This window comes from Janthinobacterium sp. GW822-FHT07H11 (assembly GCF_058798615.1).
In genome coordinates, this window is the sequence record NZ_CM179507.1 from 3,130,379 (window position 1) to 3,151,409 (window position 21,031).

Here is a 21,031-nt window from a genome sequence, read left to right on the forward strand (position 1 = left end):
TGGAGGCTACATCATCATAATTGTTGCCACAAGCACGGCCGTGAAGAAGTTATGGCCGCGTCTGTCGTATCGTGTTGCGACGGCGTGGTAATCTTTTAGCCGATGGATCGCGCGCTCGACGACATTGCGGCTTTTGTCGGCTTCGGTCTCGAACCGTGGAGGCGGGCCTCCACGGCGCCCTCGACGTAATCGATTTTTTCTCGCGTCGAGGCGCTCAGGGCACACGCACCGGATGCCGCGTTGCTGGATCGCCTTTCGATAACAACGCGCGCCATAAGCACAGTCCACACGCAAGCTGGTCGGGCGCTCACCACGCGCTATGGCCGTGGCAGCAAAAAACAAAGCCATCCTCGAGGTGTTTTTTTTACACCTAGAATTTTCATTATGTTAATATCATTGACATTATTAAAACTTCTAGGGGACTTCCATGTTTAAACGAATTGCTGGCGTCGTCGCCGCCTCTTTGTTCTGCGCTGCTTCGGCGCAAGCGGCTGATTACCGATTGGATTTCACGGCAATGAACTTCATCCCAGTGTCTTACGATGATTACGAAGAACCTAGTCCGGCACCGTTCAATTCGGCCAAGGGTTACGCCATCTTCTCGGCGGATTCACTTGGATCGAATTGGACCGCAGTAAAAAAATTCGACCTTACGATAGGTAACGTGCACTACACTCGGTCCGATGTGGGTGTCGCCTTCGTGAATAAGGGCGCTTTGGTCGGTGGACTGCTGAGTGGCTATAACGGGATCACCAACGAGACTAACGATTTTTGGATTTACTTAAATACTACGCAGTCGTACGATTTTACATACGCGAGCGAGAGTAAATTCGGATACTGGGGAACTTACAACATCAAGCAGACCGTGTCTGCCGTCCCTGAGCCGGAGACGTACGGCATGTTCCTCGCAGGCTTGGGGCTGCTGGGCGTTGTAGCGCGCCGCCGCAAGGCATAAACACCATTGCGGCCCTGGCCGCGCAATAAATCGAAGCCCGCCCCGAAACGATAGCGGGCTTTTTTGCGTCTACCGTTTTCGCCCCAGCAGGGATGTCATCTACGGCCGTAACGGTATCGATATGGGCACGCTACGCGGGCACTTCAGCATTGCCCAGATGGACGTCGACACGACGCTGGGCGAATACGAGTTGGCGCCACGCCGAGGCCTGCGTATCGTAGGGCACAAAGGCCCAGAGCTGGAATACATCAGCAGCCATTGGACGCCGCAGCAAATGGCCACCGGGGTGCGCGATATGACTCGCCATCTGGCTGTTGCGACCGCTGGCGGTGTCGACGCCTGGATGCGCGAGCGCAGCGAGGCCGCGCACCAGGCCATGATGCAGCATGCCCGGCGCGGCGGCATCCCATACAACTGACACTTGCGACTGCCAGTGCGCTCCAGTGGCAGGGCTTTGAAAAACGGGCGCAGTCACCGACGTAGCAAAGATCCAGAGGACTCCAGCCGCGATGCACCGCGGCGCCTGCTGGGGGCGGCGGCATAACGAAAGCAGCCACGCAGAAAATCCAACACCCATCGAATAACGGCGTGCTGGGCGCACCTGCAGGTTGGGACCAGGGCGAACTACCTTGCAACGCGCTGCCAGTCACGCGCACACATGTTGGCGATCTGCCTGCCGTGGTGTCGTACTGGCGCCCGAGCGTCGAGGAATTGGCCGTGCTGAATTGCGGCGGCTCTATCGCGCTGTGGGGGCTGGGCGCGACCATGCCGCCGGTCAATTTAAGCATCGAAGGCGCGTACGACACTACATTTAGTAGGTCGCGAACGAAAGTGTCAAAAATCACCGGGCTGAGACCGCCAGAATTGCTGTCAAACACTACATCTAGTAGGTCGGAATGAAGAAAAGCCGCAATCTCGCAGCGCCCAGATCCTTGCGCCCGATGCCGCCACCCGCATTCGCCGACCCGCTGAACAAGCGGTACCAGCCCGCGCCCGAGGTGCCAAGTGGGCGCGCACAACCATCCTCATCGAAGGCGGAGCGCTGCACAACGAAGACCACGCCCGCCTGGAATATGCCGACGTGCAGTTTCTGTGGGCACCACACAGCTTCGCCAAACAAGGTCGCACGGTGCTGGGCCAGTGCGAAGAAGTCACGTTCTGCCGTGGCCCGTGGCAGAAGGGGCGCCAGCAACAACAGATGGCCGACTGGTTCGGCGCAGTGCCGGACTGCCTCATTACCCTGGGTGCGCTACTGCGCGAGTCGAATGCGGTGATTTCGTCCCACTACACCGGCATGCAGGCCGAAATACCCCGCAACCTGACCGGCATGGTCCGCATCAACGCTGATTACATGACCAAGGTGCTGGCGCAGGCCCTGAAGATCGAGCTCGGCGCCAAGTTGCCGCCGGCCACCTATCTGGAAAAAAGCTGGTCGGTGACACCTTGATCAAGGGTGCGCCATCGGCGGACTGGTGGAAGCGCCAGGCGGTGGATACGCAATTCCGCTTCGCCAGCCAGGTCCGGCTCGGTGCTGCGCAGGGTGAGACGACGTCGCAGATCGTGTCGCGCGTGCCGGGCAAGAGCGCCAGGGCGGCCGATTCACTGGCCGACAAACCTGCGTTGCCTGCCACGCCGCCCATGCCTGACCCGAAAACTTCGCTACCCTCGGGCAGGCCGGGCGAGAAGTCGGCCAGCGAGCCGCCAAGTGCAAAAGGCAAGACGCCCGATGTGCCAGGCGCGCCACTGACCGGGCCGGCAGGAAAGCCTGGCGCGCCGACAGCAGCCCCGGCGGCCAAACCTGCAGCCAAGGGTCCGACGGCTGCGCCAGATCCTGTCGCCCCGGGCGAGCAGGGCCTTCTCAAGGCGTCAGCGGCAAATGCCCGTGCGCTGGTGCATAGCTCGGTGCAGGCCGTGGGCGACGCTGCGCGCCTGGCCTCGTCCGGGCAGAATGCGGACCTGATCGAGTGGCTGGTGTGGCTGGCCACGCTGGATTCGCATACCTGCCGGCTGTGCGCCATGCGCGACCTGCATGAGTACTCGCTGCATGATCAGCAGACGATCAACCACACGCACGAGCGGGCAGGTGGGCCCGGCGCCATCCATTTCAGCTGCCGATGCGTGCTCAGTACGCGCACCAAGTCTTTCAAGGATCTGGACATCGAGCCGGACGAGCCTGGCGAAAGCGCACGGCCCAGCGACGGAAGCCCGCTCAACAGCAAGATGAAACTCAAGGACTTCCTCGCCAGCAAGGACAAGGCCTGGCGGGCTGAGTACCTGGGCCCGGGCCACGCCGAAATGTATGAGGCGGGCAAGATCACGCTGGATGACCTGATGAATCTCAAGTGGCGGAAGCTGACGCTGGAGGAGTTACGGGCGAAGTATAAATAGTCTGGCAAAAACACTAAGTGTTAATGGATATGAAAAATTTCCATAAGGCACTATTCATTCGGTTGCAAAGTTGCTATGATGAAACTTCTTATTTTGAATATGCTTGCCATGACCAATCCTTCCAACTCGGCCCGCTCATCGTACGCTTACGGCAAGTCCAATTATTTTACCGACGCTGGATACGAATTGAAGATTGGCGATCACCTGATCGTGAGCCGCACGTTTTATACTCATCATGGCATCTATGCGGGTGAGGGAATAGTCATCCACTATTCTGGGTTCAGTGAAGGCTGGACATCAGGGCCGGTCGTTTTCGATACGCTTGATACCTTTTCTGGCGGCAGAGAGATTACTGTTAGAGGGTATTCCTCTGCTTCCTTTCAAGGCAAAGAAGTTGTCCGCCGTGCAGAATCCCGCCTCGGCGAGAATGAGTATGACCTCCACAGTAATAATTGCGAGGACTTTTGCTCGTGGGCAATTACAGGAAAGTCCCGAAGCACCCAGGTTGATGTCGTCGAGACGGTAGTGGGGTGTTTTCTGCCGGCAGTAGCCCTGGCAGCAACGGCACGAAAGCACCTCTCAAAGAAGGATGCTTCCGCCATTGAAACGAGCAGCTCAGGTGTGGTCACTGGGGTGGTCACCGCTGCAGCTGTCGTAGCGTGCTTGCCGGTAGCAGCTCCTGTCTTAGCGGTCACGCAAGCTGTCCGGTGGTTTCGCAAGTAACCTCGTATTCACCCGCTAGGGTGTGTCTGACTGAGTTCATGGAGGCCACATCATAATTGTTGCCACAAGCACGGCCGTGAAGAAGTTATGGCCGCGTTTGTCGTATCGTGTTGCGACGGTGCGGTAATCTTTCAGCCGATTGATCGCGCGCTCGACGTAATCGATTTTTCTCGCGTCGAGGCGCTCAGGGCACACGCACCGGATGCCGCGTTGCTGGATCGCTTTTCGGTAACAACGCGCGCCGTAAGCACGCTCCACACGCAAGCTGGTCGGGCGTTTGCGTGGAGTCCTCGTGCCGGTCGCGGCACGCTGATCGCGTCCAGTACAGGGCCGATATTTGCCGCATCGCTGCTTTGTCCGGCGGTGACCACGATCGATAATGGCAAGCCGTTCCCATCAACGCATAGATGGATTTTGCTGCTCAATCCACCACGTGATCGCCCCAGCCACTCGTCAGTTATGCGCCCCTTTTTTCTGCGTCCGGAATTTCTTCCTGGCGCCAACTGCACTGCGTTGTGCCTTGACGTGGGTCGCATCCAGTGCAGCGCCATCCCAATCGATACGCCCGGACGCTTCGGCTGCCGCTTGCAACTCAGTCAGATAGACCCTAGGCCCTGTCACGCGCGCGCGCATCAAGCCGGGCGTGGACACAGCGTATCTCGTTTTCCACTATGGGAACGCTCCCGGCGTTGTCTTCCATAGTGTTTCTGGAAAAAATAAATGCGGGTTAGGCGGGCAGCATGCGTCCCAGTCATGAGCAGCGCTTTTTCGGCGCGCCTTGCCTGACCAACCAGCACCTTCATTTTCCAGGAAATCATTGCCATGACCATGTTTCACACTGCCCGGCGCAAGACCATGACACAGACGCAGCGCGTGCCCGCGCCGCAAGCGGCCATGCGGCTTACGCCGCTCGCCTATGCCGTGGCCGTGCTGCTGGCGGCGGGCGGCACGGTCCAGCAGGCGCAGGCGCAGCAGGCGTTCAGCGGCGCCTGGTTTGCCGGCAAGGGCGCGACGCAGGCGACGGCGGCGCAGACGGGCCGCCAGCCGGGCGGCGTGCCGCTGCCCGGCCGGCCAGCCGCGCCCGGCCCGCAGGCGGGCGAGCAGCTGCAGCGTTCGCTCAACAACCTGCACCTGGCCGCGCGCGCCATCGCCGCGCAGCAGGCGGCGCAGGCCCAGGCGCGCCAGGGCGCGGCCGGTGCGCCTGGCGTGCCCGATGGCCTGGCGAAAGGCGGCCTGCAGGTCGATGCCGACAGCCTGACGGCCGGCTGGCTCAACGCCCAGGCCCCCGTGCAGACGGTGCAGGGAGGCAAGACGACGGTGCTGGTGCGGCAGACAGCCGACAAGGCCATCCTGAACTGGGAAACGTTGAATGTCGGCAAGGATACGACCTTGTCTTTTCAGCAGCAGAAGGACTGGGCCGTGCTGAACCGGGTCAATGATCCGCTGGCGCGCCCCAGCCAGATCCAGGGCCGCATCGAGGGCGATGGCACGGTGCTGCTGGTCAACCGCAACGGCATCGTCTTCCATGGCGCCAGCCAGGTCGATACGCGCAACCTGGTGGCTGCCGCCGCCGGCATCGGCGATGCGCAGTTCCGCGAGCGCGGCATATACAGCAATGGCAGCGCGCCGTCGATCAGCGACGCGTTGGGCAAGGTCGACGTGCTGCGCGGCGCGCGCCTCGCCGCGCGCGCGCCCGCCAATTCCACCGAGGGTGGCGGCTATGTGCTGCTGGCCGGTGCCGAGGTGCATAACGGCGGCGAGATCGTCACGCCGAAGGGACAGGCGCTGCTGGCCGCCGGCGACAGCTTCGTCATCCGCAAGGGCGTGGGCACGGATGGCAACGCGCTCTCCACCACGCGCGGCAATGAGGTCGTGCCGCGCTTCGAGGCGGCCGGTGCGGCAGGCAAGGTCGCCAATACGGGGCTGATCCAGGCGCGCGAAGGCGATGCGACCCTGGCCGGGCGCGAGCTGCGCCAGGATGGCGTGCTGCTGGCCACCACCAGCGTCGTTGCGCGCGGCACCGTGCACCTGCAGGCGCTGGGCGAACAGGCCGCCGTGGTGCTGGGACAGGGCGCCACGACAGCCGTCCTGATCGAGGACGATGCGAAGACCACGGCGCTCGACAGCCAGCGCGACGGCCTGCGCAGCCCGGCCGTGACCGGTACCGCGTCCATGCCGCCGCTGGCGGACCGGCGCGACCAGTCGCGCATCGCCATCGACAGCGCCGGCACGGTGGATTTCCAGGGCGCGTCGCTGACGCTGGCCACGGGCGGGCAGATCAGCGTCAATGCGGCCGGCCGCAGCCTGGTGCGCGATGGCGCGCAGATCGACGTGGCCGGCGCGGCCGGGGTCAGGCTGGCCATGGAAAGCAACAACGTCAAGGTCAACGTGCAGGGCAACGAACAGCGCGACGCGCCCGGCAACCGCGATGGCAAGGGGCTCAATAACAGCGATATCTGGCTGGACAGGCGTGGCCTGGTGTTGGTTCCCAAGGGGGCGAACGGCTATGACAGCGACCGCTGGTACACGGCGGGCGGCTTGCTGGAGGTGGGCGGCTACCTGGGCATGCAGGGACACATGGTGGGCGAATGGATGGCGCAGGGCGGCACGCTCAGTTTTGGCGGGCGGGACGTGGTCACGCAGGCCGGCTCCAGCATCAATCTGTCGGGCGGCACCTTGCAGGTGGAGGGCGGCTCGATCCGCCAGACCTGGCTGACCGGGGCCGATGGCCGCCAGTACGAAGCATCGCGCGCGCCCGGCGACATGCTGTACACGGGCCTGTACCGGGGCTTTGAAGAGCTGCACCCGCGCTGGGGCGAGTCGGCCACGGCTTCCTACCGCAGTCCGCTGATCGCGCCGCTCCAGCGGCTGGAAAACGGCTACATGGTCGGGCGCGATGCCGGCAGGCTGGTGATCGGCACGCAGGCGGCCGTGCTGGAAGGGCTGATCGATGCCAGCGCCGTCCAGGGCCCGGGCCAGCAGCAGGCGGCGCAGGCCGGTGTCGATGGCTACCAGCAGTCGCACAAGGCCGCCGCCACGCGCGGCCAGCTGATCGTCGGCCGCTCCGTGCCCATGTTCGAGAAGAGCACGGGCCTGACGCACGACAGCCTGGGCGCCGTCATGCGCGAAGTGCAACTGGCCGGCGGCGCGGACGATATCGCCGCAGGCGTGGACCTGGGCACGCTGCTGCCGACCGCGCGCCAGGGGCGCCTGGTGCTCGATACGGCGCGCCTGAACGGCTTCGAACTGGGGGCCATCCGCATTGCCGCCACGGACACGATCGCCGTCAATGGCGCCGTGCGCGTGGCCGACGGCGGCAGCGTGACCCTGTACGGCAGCGACGTGGCGGTGAATGCCGACGTGACGGCGCACGCGGGCGGCATCCAGATCGGCAATATCCTGCGGCAGGCTGTCAACGACCGCATCGAGGACAGCGTGCTGAGGACGCCGGCCGGCGGCAAGGCCGGCGTGCAGGTGGCCGGCGGCGTGACGCTGGACGCGAGCGGCTTGTGGAGCCAGTCCCTGCAGGAGGAGGATGCGCTGTCTGGCGGCAAGCTGGCATACCGGCATGGCGGCAGTGTTTCCCTGCGCAGCAGCGGCGACGTGCTGCTGCGTCAGGACAGCCGCATCGACGTGCGCTCGGGCGCGGCGCAGCTGGCCGGCGGCGCGGTACGCGGCGGCAAGGGCGGCAACGTGACGCTGGAAACGCGCATGCAGGGCAGCGACCGCGCGGCCGGCCTGGCTTTCGCCGGCGCGCTGCTGGGCCAGGGCATGGAGGGTGGCGGCACGCTGCAGGTGCGCGCGGCGAAGGTGCTGATTGGCGCACCGGCGCTGGCGGCCGACACGCTGCAGCTCGACAGCGGGTTTTTCGACAAGGGTTTTGCCCGCTACGATATCGGCGGCAACGGCGGCCTGACGGTGGCCGATGGCGCGCAGGTGGCGGTGACGATGCCGCTGCTGCGCCTGGCCGGGCAGGAGGTGGAAGCGTGGCTCTCGCCCGTGTACCGCGAAGACGCGGCGAAGGGCGTGCTGACGCAGCGCCTCGGCGCCAGCCTGCGGCTGCAGGCCGGCGTGGCGGACGTCTCCGGCGGCGCGGACATGGCCAATGTCCAGGCGCGCATCGGCCACGGCGCCGTGCTGGAAGTCGATCCCGGCCAGTCGATCACGGTGGCCGGCATCGGCCAGCTGACGCTCGATGGCCGCCTGAATGCCTGGGGCGGCAAGATTGCCCTGGAAGGCATGGCGGGCGATGTGCAGGCGGGCGAGGCGGCCAACGGCGCCGGGCATGGCCGCTCGATCTGGATCGGCGACGGGGCCGTGCTGGACGTGGCGGCGCGCGCCGCCACGGCCGTCGATGCACGCGGCCAGCGCTATGGCCTGGTGCGCGACGGCGGCAGCATCGTGGTGGGCGGCACGCTCGACCAGGCCACGGGCAAGGCCGATGCGGCGCACCTGTTCGTGGCCGTGCGCGAAGGCGCGCTGCTCGACGCTTCCGGCACGCAGGCGCAGCTCGACGTGGCGGGCCTGGGCGCCACGCAAGTGGCCAGCCGTGGCGGCAGCATCGCGCTGGCGTCGAACAACGGCCTGTATCTTGACGGCCGGATGCAGGCCGGTGCGGGCGGCGCCGGCGCGGCCGGCGGCACGCTCGCTGTCGCGCTGGAAACGCCGCAGTACCGCGATACCGCGGGCGAGCGCGTGCGCCATGCGCGCGAGTTCATGCTGCGCCAGCAGCCGGCCGGCGGCACGCTGGCCGCCATGCAGCCGGAACAGGCGGCCGCGCAGTTCGTGTATGGCCAGGCGGCGCTGGCCGCCTCGCAGGTGGCCGCTGGCGGCTTCGGCAACCTGTCCATCCTCAGCAACGGCATGCTCGGCTTCGATGGCGACCTGTCCCTGTCGCTGGGCCAGAGCCTGCATCTGTACGCGCCCACCCTGGTCCTGGCCGACGGCGCGGCGGCGGCCACGCGCGTGCTGCTGGCGGCACCGTCCATGCGCCTGGCCGGCATCGGCGCCGTCGGCACGGGCGACGGCCAGATACGTCCCACGCTGACAGGCGGCATGTCGACGCAGGCTGCCGCGGGCACCTTGCGCCTGGCGGCAGGGCAGCTGCTCGACGTGCGCGACGTGCTGACGACGGGCGCGCATGGCGGCCAGGCGCGTTCGCAAGGGCTGCCGGCCACGCTTGACCGGCGCGCCTTCGACAGCGTGGAACTGGCCAGCCAGGGCGACTTGCGTTTCCTGGCTTCCACGGTCAACGGCCAGAATACCGTCCTCAACACGCCGGCCGACCTGTCGCTGGCGGCGCGCCGCATTTATCCGGCAACGGGGGCCAACGCCATCGTGCGGGCCGGCTACGTGGGCGGAAACAGCGATTTTGCGCAGCAGCGCCTGCTGCGCATCGGCCGCGCCGGCACGGCCGATGCGCCGCCGCTGCCGCCATATTCCGCCTTTGGCGCGCTGACCCTGGGCGCCGCCGCGATCGAGCAGGGCGGCGTGCTGCTGGCTCCGCTGGGCAGCATCGTGCTGGGCCTCAGTACGGGCGCCAGCATGTCGGGCACGCGTTCCGTGCGCTTCCTGCCGGGCAGCGTGACGTCGGTCAGCGGCGCCGGCCTGATGCTGCCGTATGGCGGCACGGCCGATGGCGTCAGCTGGCGCTACGATGGCCAGGATGTCAGCCTGCTGGGCGCGGGCGGCACCTATGGCACGACGGCCAATCTGAAAGTGGGACTGGCGATGACGAGCCGCGCGGTCGAGGTGCAGCCGGGCGCCGTGCTCGATCTGTCGGGCGGCGGCCAGTTGCTGGGCGCCGCCTTCGTGGCCGGCCGTGGCGGCTCCACCGATGCGCGCTACCATCCGCTGGTGCAGACGCGGGCCAGCGGCGGCTTCATCCTGCCTGAACTGGCCGGCAATCCCGTGTACGCCATCGTGCCGGGCACGCAGGCGCCGCTGGCCCCCGCCGATGGCGAGCGCGGCGCCAGTATGCCGCTGCCGGGCCAGCAGGTGACGATAGGCGCCGGCGTGCCGGGCTTGCCGGCCGGCAGCTACACCTTGCTGCCATCGACCTATGCCTTGCTGCCGGGCGCCTTCCGCGTCGAGATCAATGGCCAGGCCGGCATCGCGCCGGCCGCGCCGAATGCCATGCGCAACGGCTCCTGGGCCGCCAGCGGCCGCCTGTCCGTGGCCGGCACGGGCATCGGCGACGCCCTGTCGCGACAGCTGATCGTGACGCCGGCCAGCGTGTTGCGCAGTTATTCGCAGTACCGCGAAACCAGCTATGCCGATTTCGTGCGCGCCGACGCGGCCAGGCTGGACGTGCCGCGCGCCATGCTGGAAGCCGATGCGAGGACCATGACGGTCCAGTTAATGCCAGGCAATGGCGACGCCATCGATTTCCATTTCCAGGGCCAGGCCCGCTTTCAGCCCGCCGACAAGGGACATGGCGGCACGCTGGCCTTCCCGATGGACGGCGGGCATCTGGAAGTGCTGGCGGCCGCTGGCCAGGCCAGCGCCGGCATCGACACCGTCTCCCTGCGCGCCGCTGACGTCAACGCCGTGGGCGCGGCGCGCCTGTCGCTGGGCAACTTGCCCGTGGTGCGCTACGGCCAGGGCGGCAAGCTGCTCGACTTCTCTACCGGCAGGGCCGCTGGCGCCATCAGCGTGCGTGACGGGGCCTCGCTGTCGGCCGCCGAAGTATTGCTCGTCGCCAACTCTTCAGGGGCAACCCAGGGCGCCGGCATCCAGGTCGAGCAGGGTGCGGCCATCAGCACGCTGGGGCGCGGCAAGTCCGCCTTCGATGCCGATGACGGCTTCGTCTACCAGCCCGGCTATCGCGGCGTGCTGGCCGTGTCCAACGGCCGCCTGCAGATGCTGGCGCCGGAACACGATAGCGTGGGCACGCCGGCCAGCATCCGCATCGGCACCTGCGCGCAAGCCGCCTGCGCCGGCGCCACCTCGCTGTATTCGGAAGGCTCGATCGCCTTTGCCACCAGCAGTGCCTTCGAGCTCGGCGACGCCGTGCGCTACGGCACGCGCCACCTGGCCCTGGCGGTCGGCGGCATCAACGTGGGCAGTGCGCAGGCGCTCGATGCGGCGGCCGCGCGCGCTGCCCTGCCGCCGGGGCTGACCTTGAACCAGGAGGTCCTGGACCGCTTGCTGCGCGGCGATGCCGGCACGGGCGCGCCGGCCTTGCAGACCTTGTCGCTGACGGCGGCCCAGTCGCTCAATTTCTACGGCGACACGACCCTGAGCACCATGGATGCCAGCGGCAAGTCGCTGCTGGAGAAGTTGTCGCTGACGACGCCGGCCATGTATGGCAGCGGCAAGGCGGGCGAGGCCGCACGCATCATCACCGATACCCTCGTCTGGAATGGCGGCACGGCCGGCGCGGCAGCGCTGCCCGGCGCCGTGCTGGCCGGCGGCGCCGGCACGGGCAGCGGCACGCTGGACGTGCGCGCGCGGCACATCGAGTTCGGCTATGGCCCCGACACGCGCCCGGACACGCTGGCCGACGCGCCGCGCCTGATCCTCGGCTTCGCCGACGTCAGGCTCAATGCCAGCGAGCGCATCACGGCCAACCACAAGGGCAGCCTGGCCGTGCACCAGTCGCAGGGCGCTTATGCGACGGGGAAGGGCTACCAGTACGCTGGCGGCGACCTGTACCTGAATACGCCGCTGCTGACGGGACAAGCCGCTTCCGTCAGCCGCATCACGGCAGGCGGCGCGCTCAGTGTCGCCGGGGCGGGCGGGCCGGCGGCGCATGCCGGCAGCGAGGCGCTGGGCGCGGAACTGCTGCTGGCGGGGCATAGCGTGACGCTGGATACGGCCGTGGTGTTGCCTAGTGGTAAATTGAGCGTGGCTGCCGAGCGCGACGTGCGCCTGCTGGACGGCGCACAACTGGACCTGGCGGGGCGCAAGGTCAGCATCCACGACGCGGACAAGTACAGCTGGGGCGGCGAGGTGATACTGAGCAGCCGCAGCGGCAATATCGCGCAGTCGGCCGCCGCCGGCATCGATGTCTCGGCCCGCAACAACCAGGGCGGCAGGGTGCAGGCCATCGCCCTCGACGCGGCCGCAGGCAGGGTCGACCTGCTGGGCCGGCTGCTGGGCGGTGCCAGCGGCCGCTATGACGCCGGTGGCACCGTCTTGTCCTACAAGGGCGGCGCCGTGGATATCCGCGCGCAGGACGTGGGCGACTTCGCGGCCCTGAACCGGCGCCTGAACGACGGCAAGGTCGACGGCGAGCGCAGTTTCCAGATCAAGCGGGGCGACCTGAGCATCGGCGACGAGATCAGGGCGGGCAGCGTCAATGTCTCGCTCGACAATGGCCGCCTGACGGTGGCGGGCAGCATCGACGCCAGCGGCGAGCGCGTGGGCGCCATCCGCCTGGCGGGCAAGCAGGGCGTGACGCTGGCCGGCACGGCCGTGCTCGACGCGCATGGCAGCGTGCTGCGCGTCGACAGCCACGGCAAGATCATCGACGCGCCGAACCGGGCGTTGATCGAAATCAATGCGGGCGACAGTGTGCTGGCCCTGGACAGCGGCGCGCGGCTCGATGTGCGCCACGGCACGGCCGCCGCCAGCGGCGCGGGCAAGGGCCTGCATGACGGCCAGGCGCGCGGCACGCTGGACTTGCACGCGGCGCGCCTGGGCAGCGCCGGTGGCGCCGGCGACGCCGACGCGGCCACGCACGGCGACATCGCCATCGCGGCCGGCGCAGGTCTGCGCATCGAAGGCGCGCGCGAGATCGCCGTGCACGGCACGGCGCGCTACGCCGACGCGCCGCAGGGCGTGCTCAAGGATGTCAGTGGCCAGGTCGTGCCGGGCCCGGACGGCTTGCCGCAGGCGGACTTGGCGGCGGGCGGACGGCCCTACCAGTTCATCGACCAGGCTTACCTCGATCGCAAGCATGGCGACAGCATGGACTTCATGGCGGCGGCGCTGGCCAACGCCAATTTGCTGGGAAATAAGCTGGCCGGCTTGCGCACGGCCGCGCATGCCGGGGCGCTGCATGTGCGGCCCGGCGTGGAAATCGTCACGCAGGGCGACCTGGTGCTCAGCGGCGACATCGACCTGTCCGCGCACCGCTATGCGGGCCTGAACGCGCAGACGCCAAAAACCGCCGTGGCCGGCTCGGGCGAACCGGGCAGCCTGGTGTTGCGCGCGGGCGGCAATCTCGACATCTTTGGTAGCATCAACGACGGTTTTGCGCCGCCGCCCGCCACGCCGGACGACAAGGGCTGGGTGCTGACGCCTGGCCGCCAGGCCTATGGCGGCGACGTCGTGGTGCCGGGCCATGGCGTGGTGCTGGCCGAGGGAACGTTGTTTCCTGCAGGCAAGGTCTTGAATTATGCCTTGCCCATGCAGCCGGCGACGCTGGCCGCGGGCACCGTGCTGCCGGTGGCGGCCAGCCTGGCGGCGGCGCTGGAAGTGCCGCTCGATACAGTGCTGCGCGCGGACGTGCGCGACGGCGCCGGCCGCCTGCTGCATGCGGCCGGCACGCTGGTCGCGGGCCAGCCGCTGCTGCTGCCGAAAGGCACGCAGCTGGGCGCCGGTTCGCAGTTGCCCGGGACGGCCGCGCTGGAAGGCCTGACCTGGCCGGCCGGCGTGCCGCTGCCGAGCCTGGCGCAGTTTGACACGGGCAGCAATCCGAACGGGGTCTTGCTGGCCGGTGCGCTGGCCTTGCGCGTCGGTGCGCTGATCCCCGCCGATACCAGCGTCAAGCTGCCGGGCGGCGCCCTCGGCGTGCCGCTGCGCGCCATCACGGGCGGCATGCAGGGCCGTAACTGGGCGGTGGCGCCCATGCTGCCGGAAGGCTCGCTGTCGTGGTCGATGCGGCTCGTGTCCGGCGCCGATACCAGCGCGGCCGACACGCGCAGCATCCGGCCCGTGCTGGCGGGCGACCTGCGGCTGGCCGACAGCCATTACGCGCTGTATGAAACGTATGACCGGAAAATCATCCCGGGCACGCCGGCGCGGCCGGGCGGTGCCTGGTTCTGGAATGCGCTGGGCGGCGAGCTGGGCTACGAGCCAGGCACGCCGGTGGCGCCCGATCTTGAAAGCCTTTGCGATGAGGGCGCCTGCGACCGCCACAACTATGCCTGGAGCGACGGCGCCAGCCTGTATGACCCCACCTGGCTGGCCGGCAAGCCCGTGCCGCTGGATGTGGAAGGACTGTGCGACACGGAGATCTGCATCCCGCTGGGCAAGGCGATTCCCGGCACGCCGGACCGGGTGGAAATCGGCGCGCTGAAAAGCGTGACGCCAGCGACCCAGCATTTCAGCGTGCTGCGCACGGGGACGGGCGAGCTGGACCTGATCGCGGCCGGCAACGTCAGTACCCTGTCGCCCTATGGCATCTATACGGCGGGCACCTCCACCGCCAGCCTGGGCAATGCCGCCTACAATCAGGCGCGCGGGCGCGCCGGCGACGGCGCGACAGTGCTGGGCAGCGGCGGCGCCGCATATGAGTCCCTGGTCGACGGCGGCGCGACCAGCCCGTATGCGGCCTGGTATCCCGACCATGGCGGCAATCTGCTGCTGCGCGCGGGCGGCAACCTGACGGGCGACATCGTCAGTGCGTTCGGCGTTGCGCGCCAGGAAGACTTGCGCAGGCAGGCGGCCAGCGCCAACGTCGGCAACTGGCTGTGGCGCCAGGGCACGGGCGGCACGGGCGGCGTCGACCCCATCCCCGCCAGCTGGTGGATCAATTTTGGCACGTATATCAAGGAAGCCGGTGGCGCGAGCGTCCTGCAGCCCGACCAGGCGATCATCGACAAGCTGCCCATGCTGGTGGGCTTCACGGGCATGGGCACGCTCGGTGGCGGCAACCTGAGCGTCGACGTGGGCGGCCATGCGGGCATGCAGGCGCGGCGCGGCTCGGCCGATGGCGACCAGTCGCCGCGCAGCGAAGGACTGGTGCTGGCCGTGGCCGGCACGGGCCGGGTCGGCGCCGACGGCGGCCTGCTGCTGACGGGCGGCGGCGACATGGACGTGCGCATCGGCGGCGACCTCAATCCCGGCCTGCTGGCCAGGGCGGCCGTCAACAACGGTTCCGGCATGCAGCAGGGCGCGGCGACGGATTACCAGAACCAGAACCTGAACCTGAACGGCGCGCTGAGCAATCTGCGCGGCGCCCTGGCCCTGCAGACGGGCAGCCTGGGCGGCGTCGCCTTCAATTATGGCGGCATGCGGCTGCAGCACGACAGCAAGGAGCAGCGCGCCTACGATCCCTACGGCGCCACGCTGGGCACGGCCACCGGCGGCGCGACGCTGATGCTGGGCGATGCGGCGGCGCGCGTGTCCACGCGGGGCGACCTGGTGCTGGCCGGCACGGGCGACCCGGGCCGCGTGAAGACAGCCCATTCGTCCGCGTTCACGGCCAATGGCAAGGCCCATGCGCAGGGCGGCCATGCCTGGTTTTCGCTGTGGACGGACGGCACGGCGATCGACCTGTTCTCCGCCGGCGGCAGCCTGGCGCCGAGCGTGCAGCTGGGCGACGTCGATTTTGGCAGGACACCGGCCAGCCAGGGCAACCATGCCGATTCGGACGGGCGTTTCCTGTTTCCTTCGCAGCTGGGGGCGGTGGCCGCCAACGGCAGCATCTTCCTGGGCAAGTCGGCGCTGGGCGTCCGCGACTATTACGCGCCAGGCTATTCCATGCTGCTGGCGCCATCGGCCAACGGCCGGCTCGATTTGCTGGCGGGCGATTCGCTGTATGCCAGCGGCTATGCCGTGAGCCGCTCGGGCGCCGCCGCGTCCAGCCTGCCGACGCCCGCTCATCCCGCCTTCGCCGGCTATGAACAGCCGGCCACCTACGTGGCGGGCAATGGCGGCGTGGACGGCATCCTGTCGACCCTGGTGCGCTTTCCCCTGTTCGCGTTCGGCAGCCCCAGCGCCGTGCCGCTCGGCGAGGCCGGCGCGCCGTCGCGCCTGTACGCGGGCAAGGGCGATATCGTCGGCTTGCGCAGCGGAGAAATCCTGGCGTTTGTCAACGGCCAGCGGGCCGGGCAGACGTGGTACGAGGGTGCCGCGCCCGTGTGGATGCGGGCCGGGCGCGACATTGTCAACTCCGGCACGCAGCCGGGCCAGCCGACGGCGCTGCCGAACGCCATCACCAATACCCGCGAGAACGTGTCTGGCAACGGCGTCAGCACGGGCAACCTGTTCGTGCATGCGCGCGCCACGGACGTGTCCATCGTCGCGGCCGGCCGCGACATCCTGCATAGCAGCTTCAGCGTGGCCGGCCCCGGCACGCTGGAACTGACGGCGGGGCGGCATATCCGCATGGAAGAGCAGGGTGCGCTGGTCAGCCTGGGCGCCGTGGCGGCCGGCGATAAACGCCCCGGCGCCGCCATCGTGCTGCAGGCGGGGCTGGGCGAAGCCGGCGTGAATGGCATCGATTTCGCCGCCTTCGCGCAGCGCTATCTGGACCCGGCCAACCTGGCCCAGGCTGGCGTGCCTTTGGCACAGCAGGCGGGCAAGGTCGCCAGGACCTATGCGCCGGAACTGGCCGCCTGGCTGGCGGCGCGCGAGGGTTTCAGCGGCACGCCGCAACAGGCGCGCACGCGCTTCGCCGCCTTGCCGCCCGAGCAGCAGCGGATCTTCGCGCGCCAGGTCTTCTTCGATGAATTGAAGGCGGGCGGGCGCGAATACAACGATGCGCAAGGCCCGCGTTTCGGCAGCTACCTGCGCGGCCGCAACGCCATCGCGGCGCTGTTCCCCGCGCAGGATGGGAGCGGCGCGCGTATCGGCTACCAGGGCGATATCAGCCTGTACGGCCCGTCCGGCGTCAATACCCTGTTTGGCGGCGATATCAGCATGCTCGCGCCGGGCGGCAAGCAGGTCTTCGGCACCGAGGGCCAGGCGCCGCTCGCGGTGCCCGGCCTGGTGCCCGGCGTGCTCACGCAGGGGGCCGGCGATATCGCGCTGTACGCGCAGGACAGCATGCTGCTGGGCCAAAGCCGCATCATGACCACCTTCGGCGGCGCCATCCTGGCCTGGTCGGCGCAGGGCGACATCAATGCGGGGCGCGGTTCGAAGTCCACCATCGTCTACACGCCGCCCAAGCGCGTGTATGACCAATGGGGCAATGTGACGCTGGCGTCCGACGTGCCCAGCACGGGCGCCGGCATCGCCACGCTGGCGCCGATACCGGAAGTACCGGCCGGCGATATCGACCTGATCGCCCCGCTGGGCACCATCGATGCGGGCGAGGCGGGCATCCGCGTCTCGGGCAATATCAACCTGGCGGCGCTGCAGCTGGTGAACGCGGCGAACATCCAGGTGCAGGGGAAATCGAGCGGCATGCCGGTGCTGGCCGCCGTCAACGTGGCCGCCCTGAGCAACGCCAGTGCGGCGGCGTCGCAGGCGACGGGCGCGGCGCAGGAAGCGCTGCAGCGCGAGCGGGCGGCGGCGCGCGGCAACCTGCCGTCGATCTTTTCCGTGCGCGTGCTGGGCTTCGGCGACGAGACGCTCGAGGGCGGCGACAGGCCGGCCGGCGGCAAGCGCGCCGGGGCGGCCGGCTACCGGCCGGACAGTCCCGTCGCCATCCTGGGCCTCGGCGGGACGGGCGCCACCCAGCGCGCCCACCTGACGCGCCAGGAGCAGCAGGAGCTGGACCTGTGATGGCCGGCGTGGAAGCGCTGTCGCCGTGCCTGCAGGCGCACCTGGCCACGCATTACGCGCGCCTGCACCGCCGGCTGACGCGCTATCTCGGTTGCCCGGAGCTGGCCAGCGACTGCCTGCACGACGCCTGGCTGCGCCTGGCGGACAAGCCGGCGCCGCCCGCCAGCAGCATGGATGCCTATGTCTGCCGCGTGGCCTGCAACCTGGCGGTGGATCAGTTGCGCCAGGCGCGGCCCTGGCGGTATGCGCCAGGGGCGGAAACGCTGCTGGAGCAGTTGGCCGACGCGGCGGCGGGACCGGCCGCGCTGGCCGAAGTGCGCTCCGAGGTGGCGGCCGTGGACAGGGCGCTGGCGCGCCTGCCCCGGCGTCACCGCCAGGTGCTGCTCGGCTTGCGCCTGGAGGACGCCACGCGCGACGAGGTGGCCGCGCGCCATGGCCTGTCGCTGCGCAATGTCGACACCTTGCTGCGCCAGGCGCTCGACCACTGCGCCGCGCACACGGGTCAGGCCGTCATCGGCGGCATCGGCCAGGCGCGCCGGGCCTTGCGGGGCGCGCGGATGGCCAGGCATCCGACGTCCTGAAGCGGCGCCCGCCCGCCGCTGTCAGTGCGATACCAGCACCGGCAAGTCCATGTGCTGCAGCACCGTGCGCGTGACGCCGCCCAGCAGCGCTTCGCGCAGGCGCATGTGGCCGTAGCAGCCCATCACCAGCAGGTCGCACTGGCCCTGCGCGGCCATGGACAGCAGGGCCGCGCCGACGTCCGCGCCGGGCGGCGTGTCGTGCTGCAGCACGTTGACGTTGACGCCATGGCGGGCCAGGTACAGCGCCAGGTCGGCACCCGGCTGCTCGCCGTGCGCGGCCGGCTGCAGGTGGGAATTGACGACGGCCAGCGTCACCTGCTGCGCGCGGCGCAGCAGCGGCAGCGCGTCGGTGATGGCGCGCAGCGCTTCGGCGCTGCCGTTCCAGGCCAGCAGCGGCCGCCTGGCGGTGTCGGCCGATGGCGCGCGCGGCGCGGTCGGCACCATCAGCACGGGGCGGCCGCAATGCAGCATCAGGTATTCGGCGGTGCCGGCGATCACGCGCGAAGGCGTGTCCTGCGGGTCGGTCTGGCCCAGGATCAGCAGGTCGCAATAGCGCGCCTGCAGCAGCAGCGCGCCTTGCGCATCGTCGTCGACGAAGCGCGTTTCATAGGTGGCCAGGCCTTCCTCGCGGGCGATGCGCTCGAAACCGTGCAGCGCGTCGCTGGCCTGGCCGCGCAGTGCCTGCATTTGCGCCGGCGCAAATTGCAGCGCGTTCGTGCCGCCGCCGTAGGCATAGCGCGAGATGCCGCTCATGGCCGAGCCGACCAGGTGCGCCTGTTCGGCGATCGCCAGGCGCACGGCCAGGCGGATGCGCTGCTCGCAGTGGCGCGAATTGTCTACATGGACCAGCAGGGTGGTGTAGGGCATGGCGTCGTCCTCGTGGATGGTGGATGGGGAATGTCAGGCTTGCAGCACATAGCTGCCGGGCGCGTCGCCCAGGTCGGGACCGGTCGCTGGCGGCGCCACCAGCGGGCCCGAGCGCTCGGCCAGCCACGCCTGCCAGGCGGGCCACCAGGAACCGTCGTGGCGCGGCGCCGTCTGCTGCCAGGTATCGGCATCGACATATGGCGCGTCGTGGCGGTGCGTGGCCAGCTGGTAGCTGCGGCGCGGCTGGCCCGGCGGCGAGACCACGCCCGCATTGTGGCCGCCCGAGGTGAGCAGGAAGGTGACGTCCGTGTCGGTCAGCAGCTGCAGCTTGTACACGGAGCGCCAGGGCGCCACGTGATCGGTCAGGGTGCCCACGGCGAAGATCGGTACGTGTATGTCGGGCAGCGCGATGTGGCGCCCGGCGCTGCGGTAGCGCCCCTCGGCCAGGTCGTTGTGCAGGAACAGCTGGCGCAGGTATTCCGAATGCATGCGGAACGGCATGCGCGTGGCGTCCGCGTTCCAGGCCATCAGGTCGCTGTCCTGCTCACCCTCGCCCAGCAGATAGTGGTGCAGCCGGCGCGACCAGATCAGGTCGTTCGAGCGCAGCAGCTGGAAGGCGCCCGCCATTTGCTTCGTGTCGAGATAGCCCTGCTTCCACATGGCCGCTTCCAGAAAACTGACCTGGCTGTCGTCGATGAACAGCGACAGTTCGCCCGGTTCCTTGAAATCCACCTGCGAGGCCAGCATGGTCAGGCTGGCCAGGCGCGCGTCGCCGTCGCGCGCCATGCTGGCGGCGGCGATCGCCAGCAGCGTGCCGCCCAGGCAGTAGCCGGCGGCGTGCACCTGCGGCGCACCCGTGATGCGCGTGACGGCATCGAGCGCGGCCATCGCGCCCAGCTCGCGATAGTCTTCCAGCGACAGGTGGCGGTCGGCTTCCTGCGGATTTTTCCAGGAAATCATGAAGACCGTGTGGCCCTGGCCGACCAGGTAGCGCACCAGCGAATTGTGCGGCGACAGGTCGAGGATGTAGTACTTCATGATCCATGCCGGCACGAACAGCAGCGGCGCGGCATGCACGCTTGCCGTCGCGGGCGCGTACTGTATCAGTTCGATCAGGTCGTTGCGGTAGACCACCTTGCCCGGCGTGACGGCGACGTTCGCGCCGACCCGGTAGGCGCGCTCGTCGGGCGCCCGGTCGCCCATGGCGGTGCGGCGCCAGTCGCCCGCCAGGTGCGCGGCACCGCGCGCCAGGTTGGCGCCGCCGCTGCGCAGCGTTGCCTCCTGCACCACCGGGTTGGTCAGCATGAAATTCGACGGCGCCAGCATGTCGAGCCACTGGCGCACGGTAAACGTGACGACATCCTCGTGGTGCTGCGACACGCCGCGCACGCCGGTGGTGGCGCGGTGCCACCATTGCTGCTGCAGCAGGAATCCCTGGTACAGCAGGTTGTACGGCCAGTGCTGCCAGGCGGGGTCGTCGAAGCGCCGGTCCTGCGGCAGCGGCGCGATGCACGGCTGTTCGGCGGCGCCCGGCAGCGCCGACTGCAGCGCGTACTGCTGCCAGCGCCACAGCTTTTTCCACGCTTCGAGCAGCAGCGTCTGCTGTTTCGACGGCGCCAGCGCCAGGTGGCTGAGCCAGTCGGCGTAGGCATTGCCCAGCGCGGCCGGTGAAATGCCTCCTGTGAACTTGCCCAGCCAGGCGTTCAGGAACAGGTCCAGGGTGGCGCCGGACGGGGCGCACTCGGGATAGGGCCGTACGGACACGCCTTGCCAGGCGCTACCGAGCCGTTCGCTGTTCGAGGATGCCGCGGTCGTATCGGCCACGGGGGCATGCTGCACAATGTTCATGAGGACTCCGGCTATTTTTTTACAGGATAGCAAGAGCTTGTTAAAAAAA

9 protein-coding genes and 2 pseudogenes are annotated in these 21,031 nt (G+C 68.5%); 7 read left to right on the forward strand and 4 right to left on the reverse strand.

Annotation, left to right across the window (positions count from 1 at the left end; translation table 11 throughout):
• Nucleotides 1-6 precede the first annotated feature (6 nt).
• Nucleotides 7-348: a transposase gene (locus AC3RCJ_RS13975; protein ID WP_492965141.1), complete on the reverse strand. Its 342-nt coding sequence runs from the start codon at nt 346-348 to the stop codon at nt 7-9.
• Nucleotides 349-835: 487 nt separating this feature from the next.
• Between AC3RCJ_RS13975 and AC3RCJ_RS13980 the strand changes: the two are divergent.
• The 5 genes and pseudogenes from AC3RCJ_RS13980 to AC3RCJ_RS14000 all read left to right on the forward strand — a co-directional run.
• Nucleotides 836-955 (forward strand): annotated as a pseudogene (locus tag AC3RCJ_RS13980) (FxDxF family PEP-CTERM protein); the annotation flags it as partial.
• A 157-nt stretch (nt 956-1,112) separates the two neighbouring features.
• On the forward strand, nt 1,113-1,373 hold the full coding sequence (locus AC3RCJ_RS13985; RefSeq protein WP_492965142.1) for a hypothetical protein: 261 nt from the start codon (nt 1,113-1,115) through the stop codon (nt 1,371-1,373).
• A 624-nt stretch (nt 1,374-1,997) separates the two neighbouring features.
• Entirely contained in the window at nt 1,998-2,402 is a 405-nt protein-coding gene (locus tag AC3RCJ_RS13990; RefSeq protein WP_492965147.1) for a putative metallopeptidase, read from the forward strand.
• Nucleotides 2,399-3,343 carry a structural protein gene (locus AC3RCJ_RS13995; RefSeq protein ID WP_492965143.1) on the forward strand — a complete coding sequence of 315 codons (945 nt, stop codon included), beginning with the start codon at nt 2,399-2,401 and terminating at the stop codon, nt 3,341-3,343. The genes AC3RCJ_RS13990 and AC3RCJ_RS13995 overlap by 4 nt, the downstream gene beginning before the upstream one ends.
• Nucleotides 3,344-3,418: 75 nt before the next feature.
• Nucleotides 3,419-4,066, forward strand: coding sequence for a lecithin retinol acyltransferase family protein (locus tag AC3RCJ_RS14000; protein ID WP_492965145.1), 648 nt, complete (start codon nt 3,419-3,421; stop codon nt 4,064-4,066).
• A gap of 165 nt (nt 4,067-4,231) precedes the next feature.
• Here AC3RCJ_RS14000 and AC3RCJ_RS14005 read toward each other — a convergent pair.
• Nucleotides 4,232-4,666: pseudogene (locus tag AC3RCJ_RS14005) on the reverse strand (transposase); the annotation flags it as partial.
• A 222-nt stretch (nt 4,667-4,888) separates the two neighbouring features.
• On the opposite strand from AC3RCJ_RS14005, the gene AC3RCJ_RS14010 reads away from it, so the two are divergent.
• A complete protein-coding gene (locus AC3RCJ_RS14010; RefSeq protein ID WP_492965740.1) occupies nt 4,889-17,686 on the forward strand; it encodes a filamentous hemagglutinin family protein in 12,798 nt (4,265 codons plus the stop codon).
• On the forward strand, nt 17,686-18,267 hold the full coding sequence (locus tag AC3RCJ_RS14015) for an RNA polymerase sigma factor (protein ID WP_492962707.1): 582 nt from the start codon (nt 17,686-17,688) through the stop codon (nt 18,265-18,267). Before AC3RCJ_RS14010 ends, AC3RCJ_RS14015 begins: the two co-directional genes overlap by 1 nt.
• 21 nt (nt 18,268-18,288) lie before the next feature.
• Here AC3RCJ_RS14015 and AC3RCJ_RS14020 read toward each other — a convergent pair whose 3' ends face one another.
• Complete coding sequence (locus tag AC3RCJ_RS14020; RefSeq protein ID WP_492962699.1) at nt 18,289-19,134, reverse strand: universal stress protein; 846 nt, start codon at nt 19,132-19,134, stop codon at nt 18,289-18,291.
• A 33-nt stretch (nt 19,135-19,167) separates the two neighbouring features.
• Nucleotides 19,168-20,982: a PHA/PHB synthase family protein gene (locus AC3RCJ_RS14025; RefSeq protein WP_492962697.1), complete on the reverse strand. Its 1,815-nt coding sequence runs from the start codon at nt 20,980-20,982 to the stop codon at nt 19,168-19,170.
• Nucleotides 20,983-21,031 lie beyond the last annotated feature (49 nt).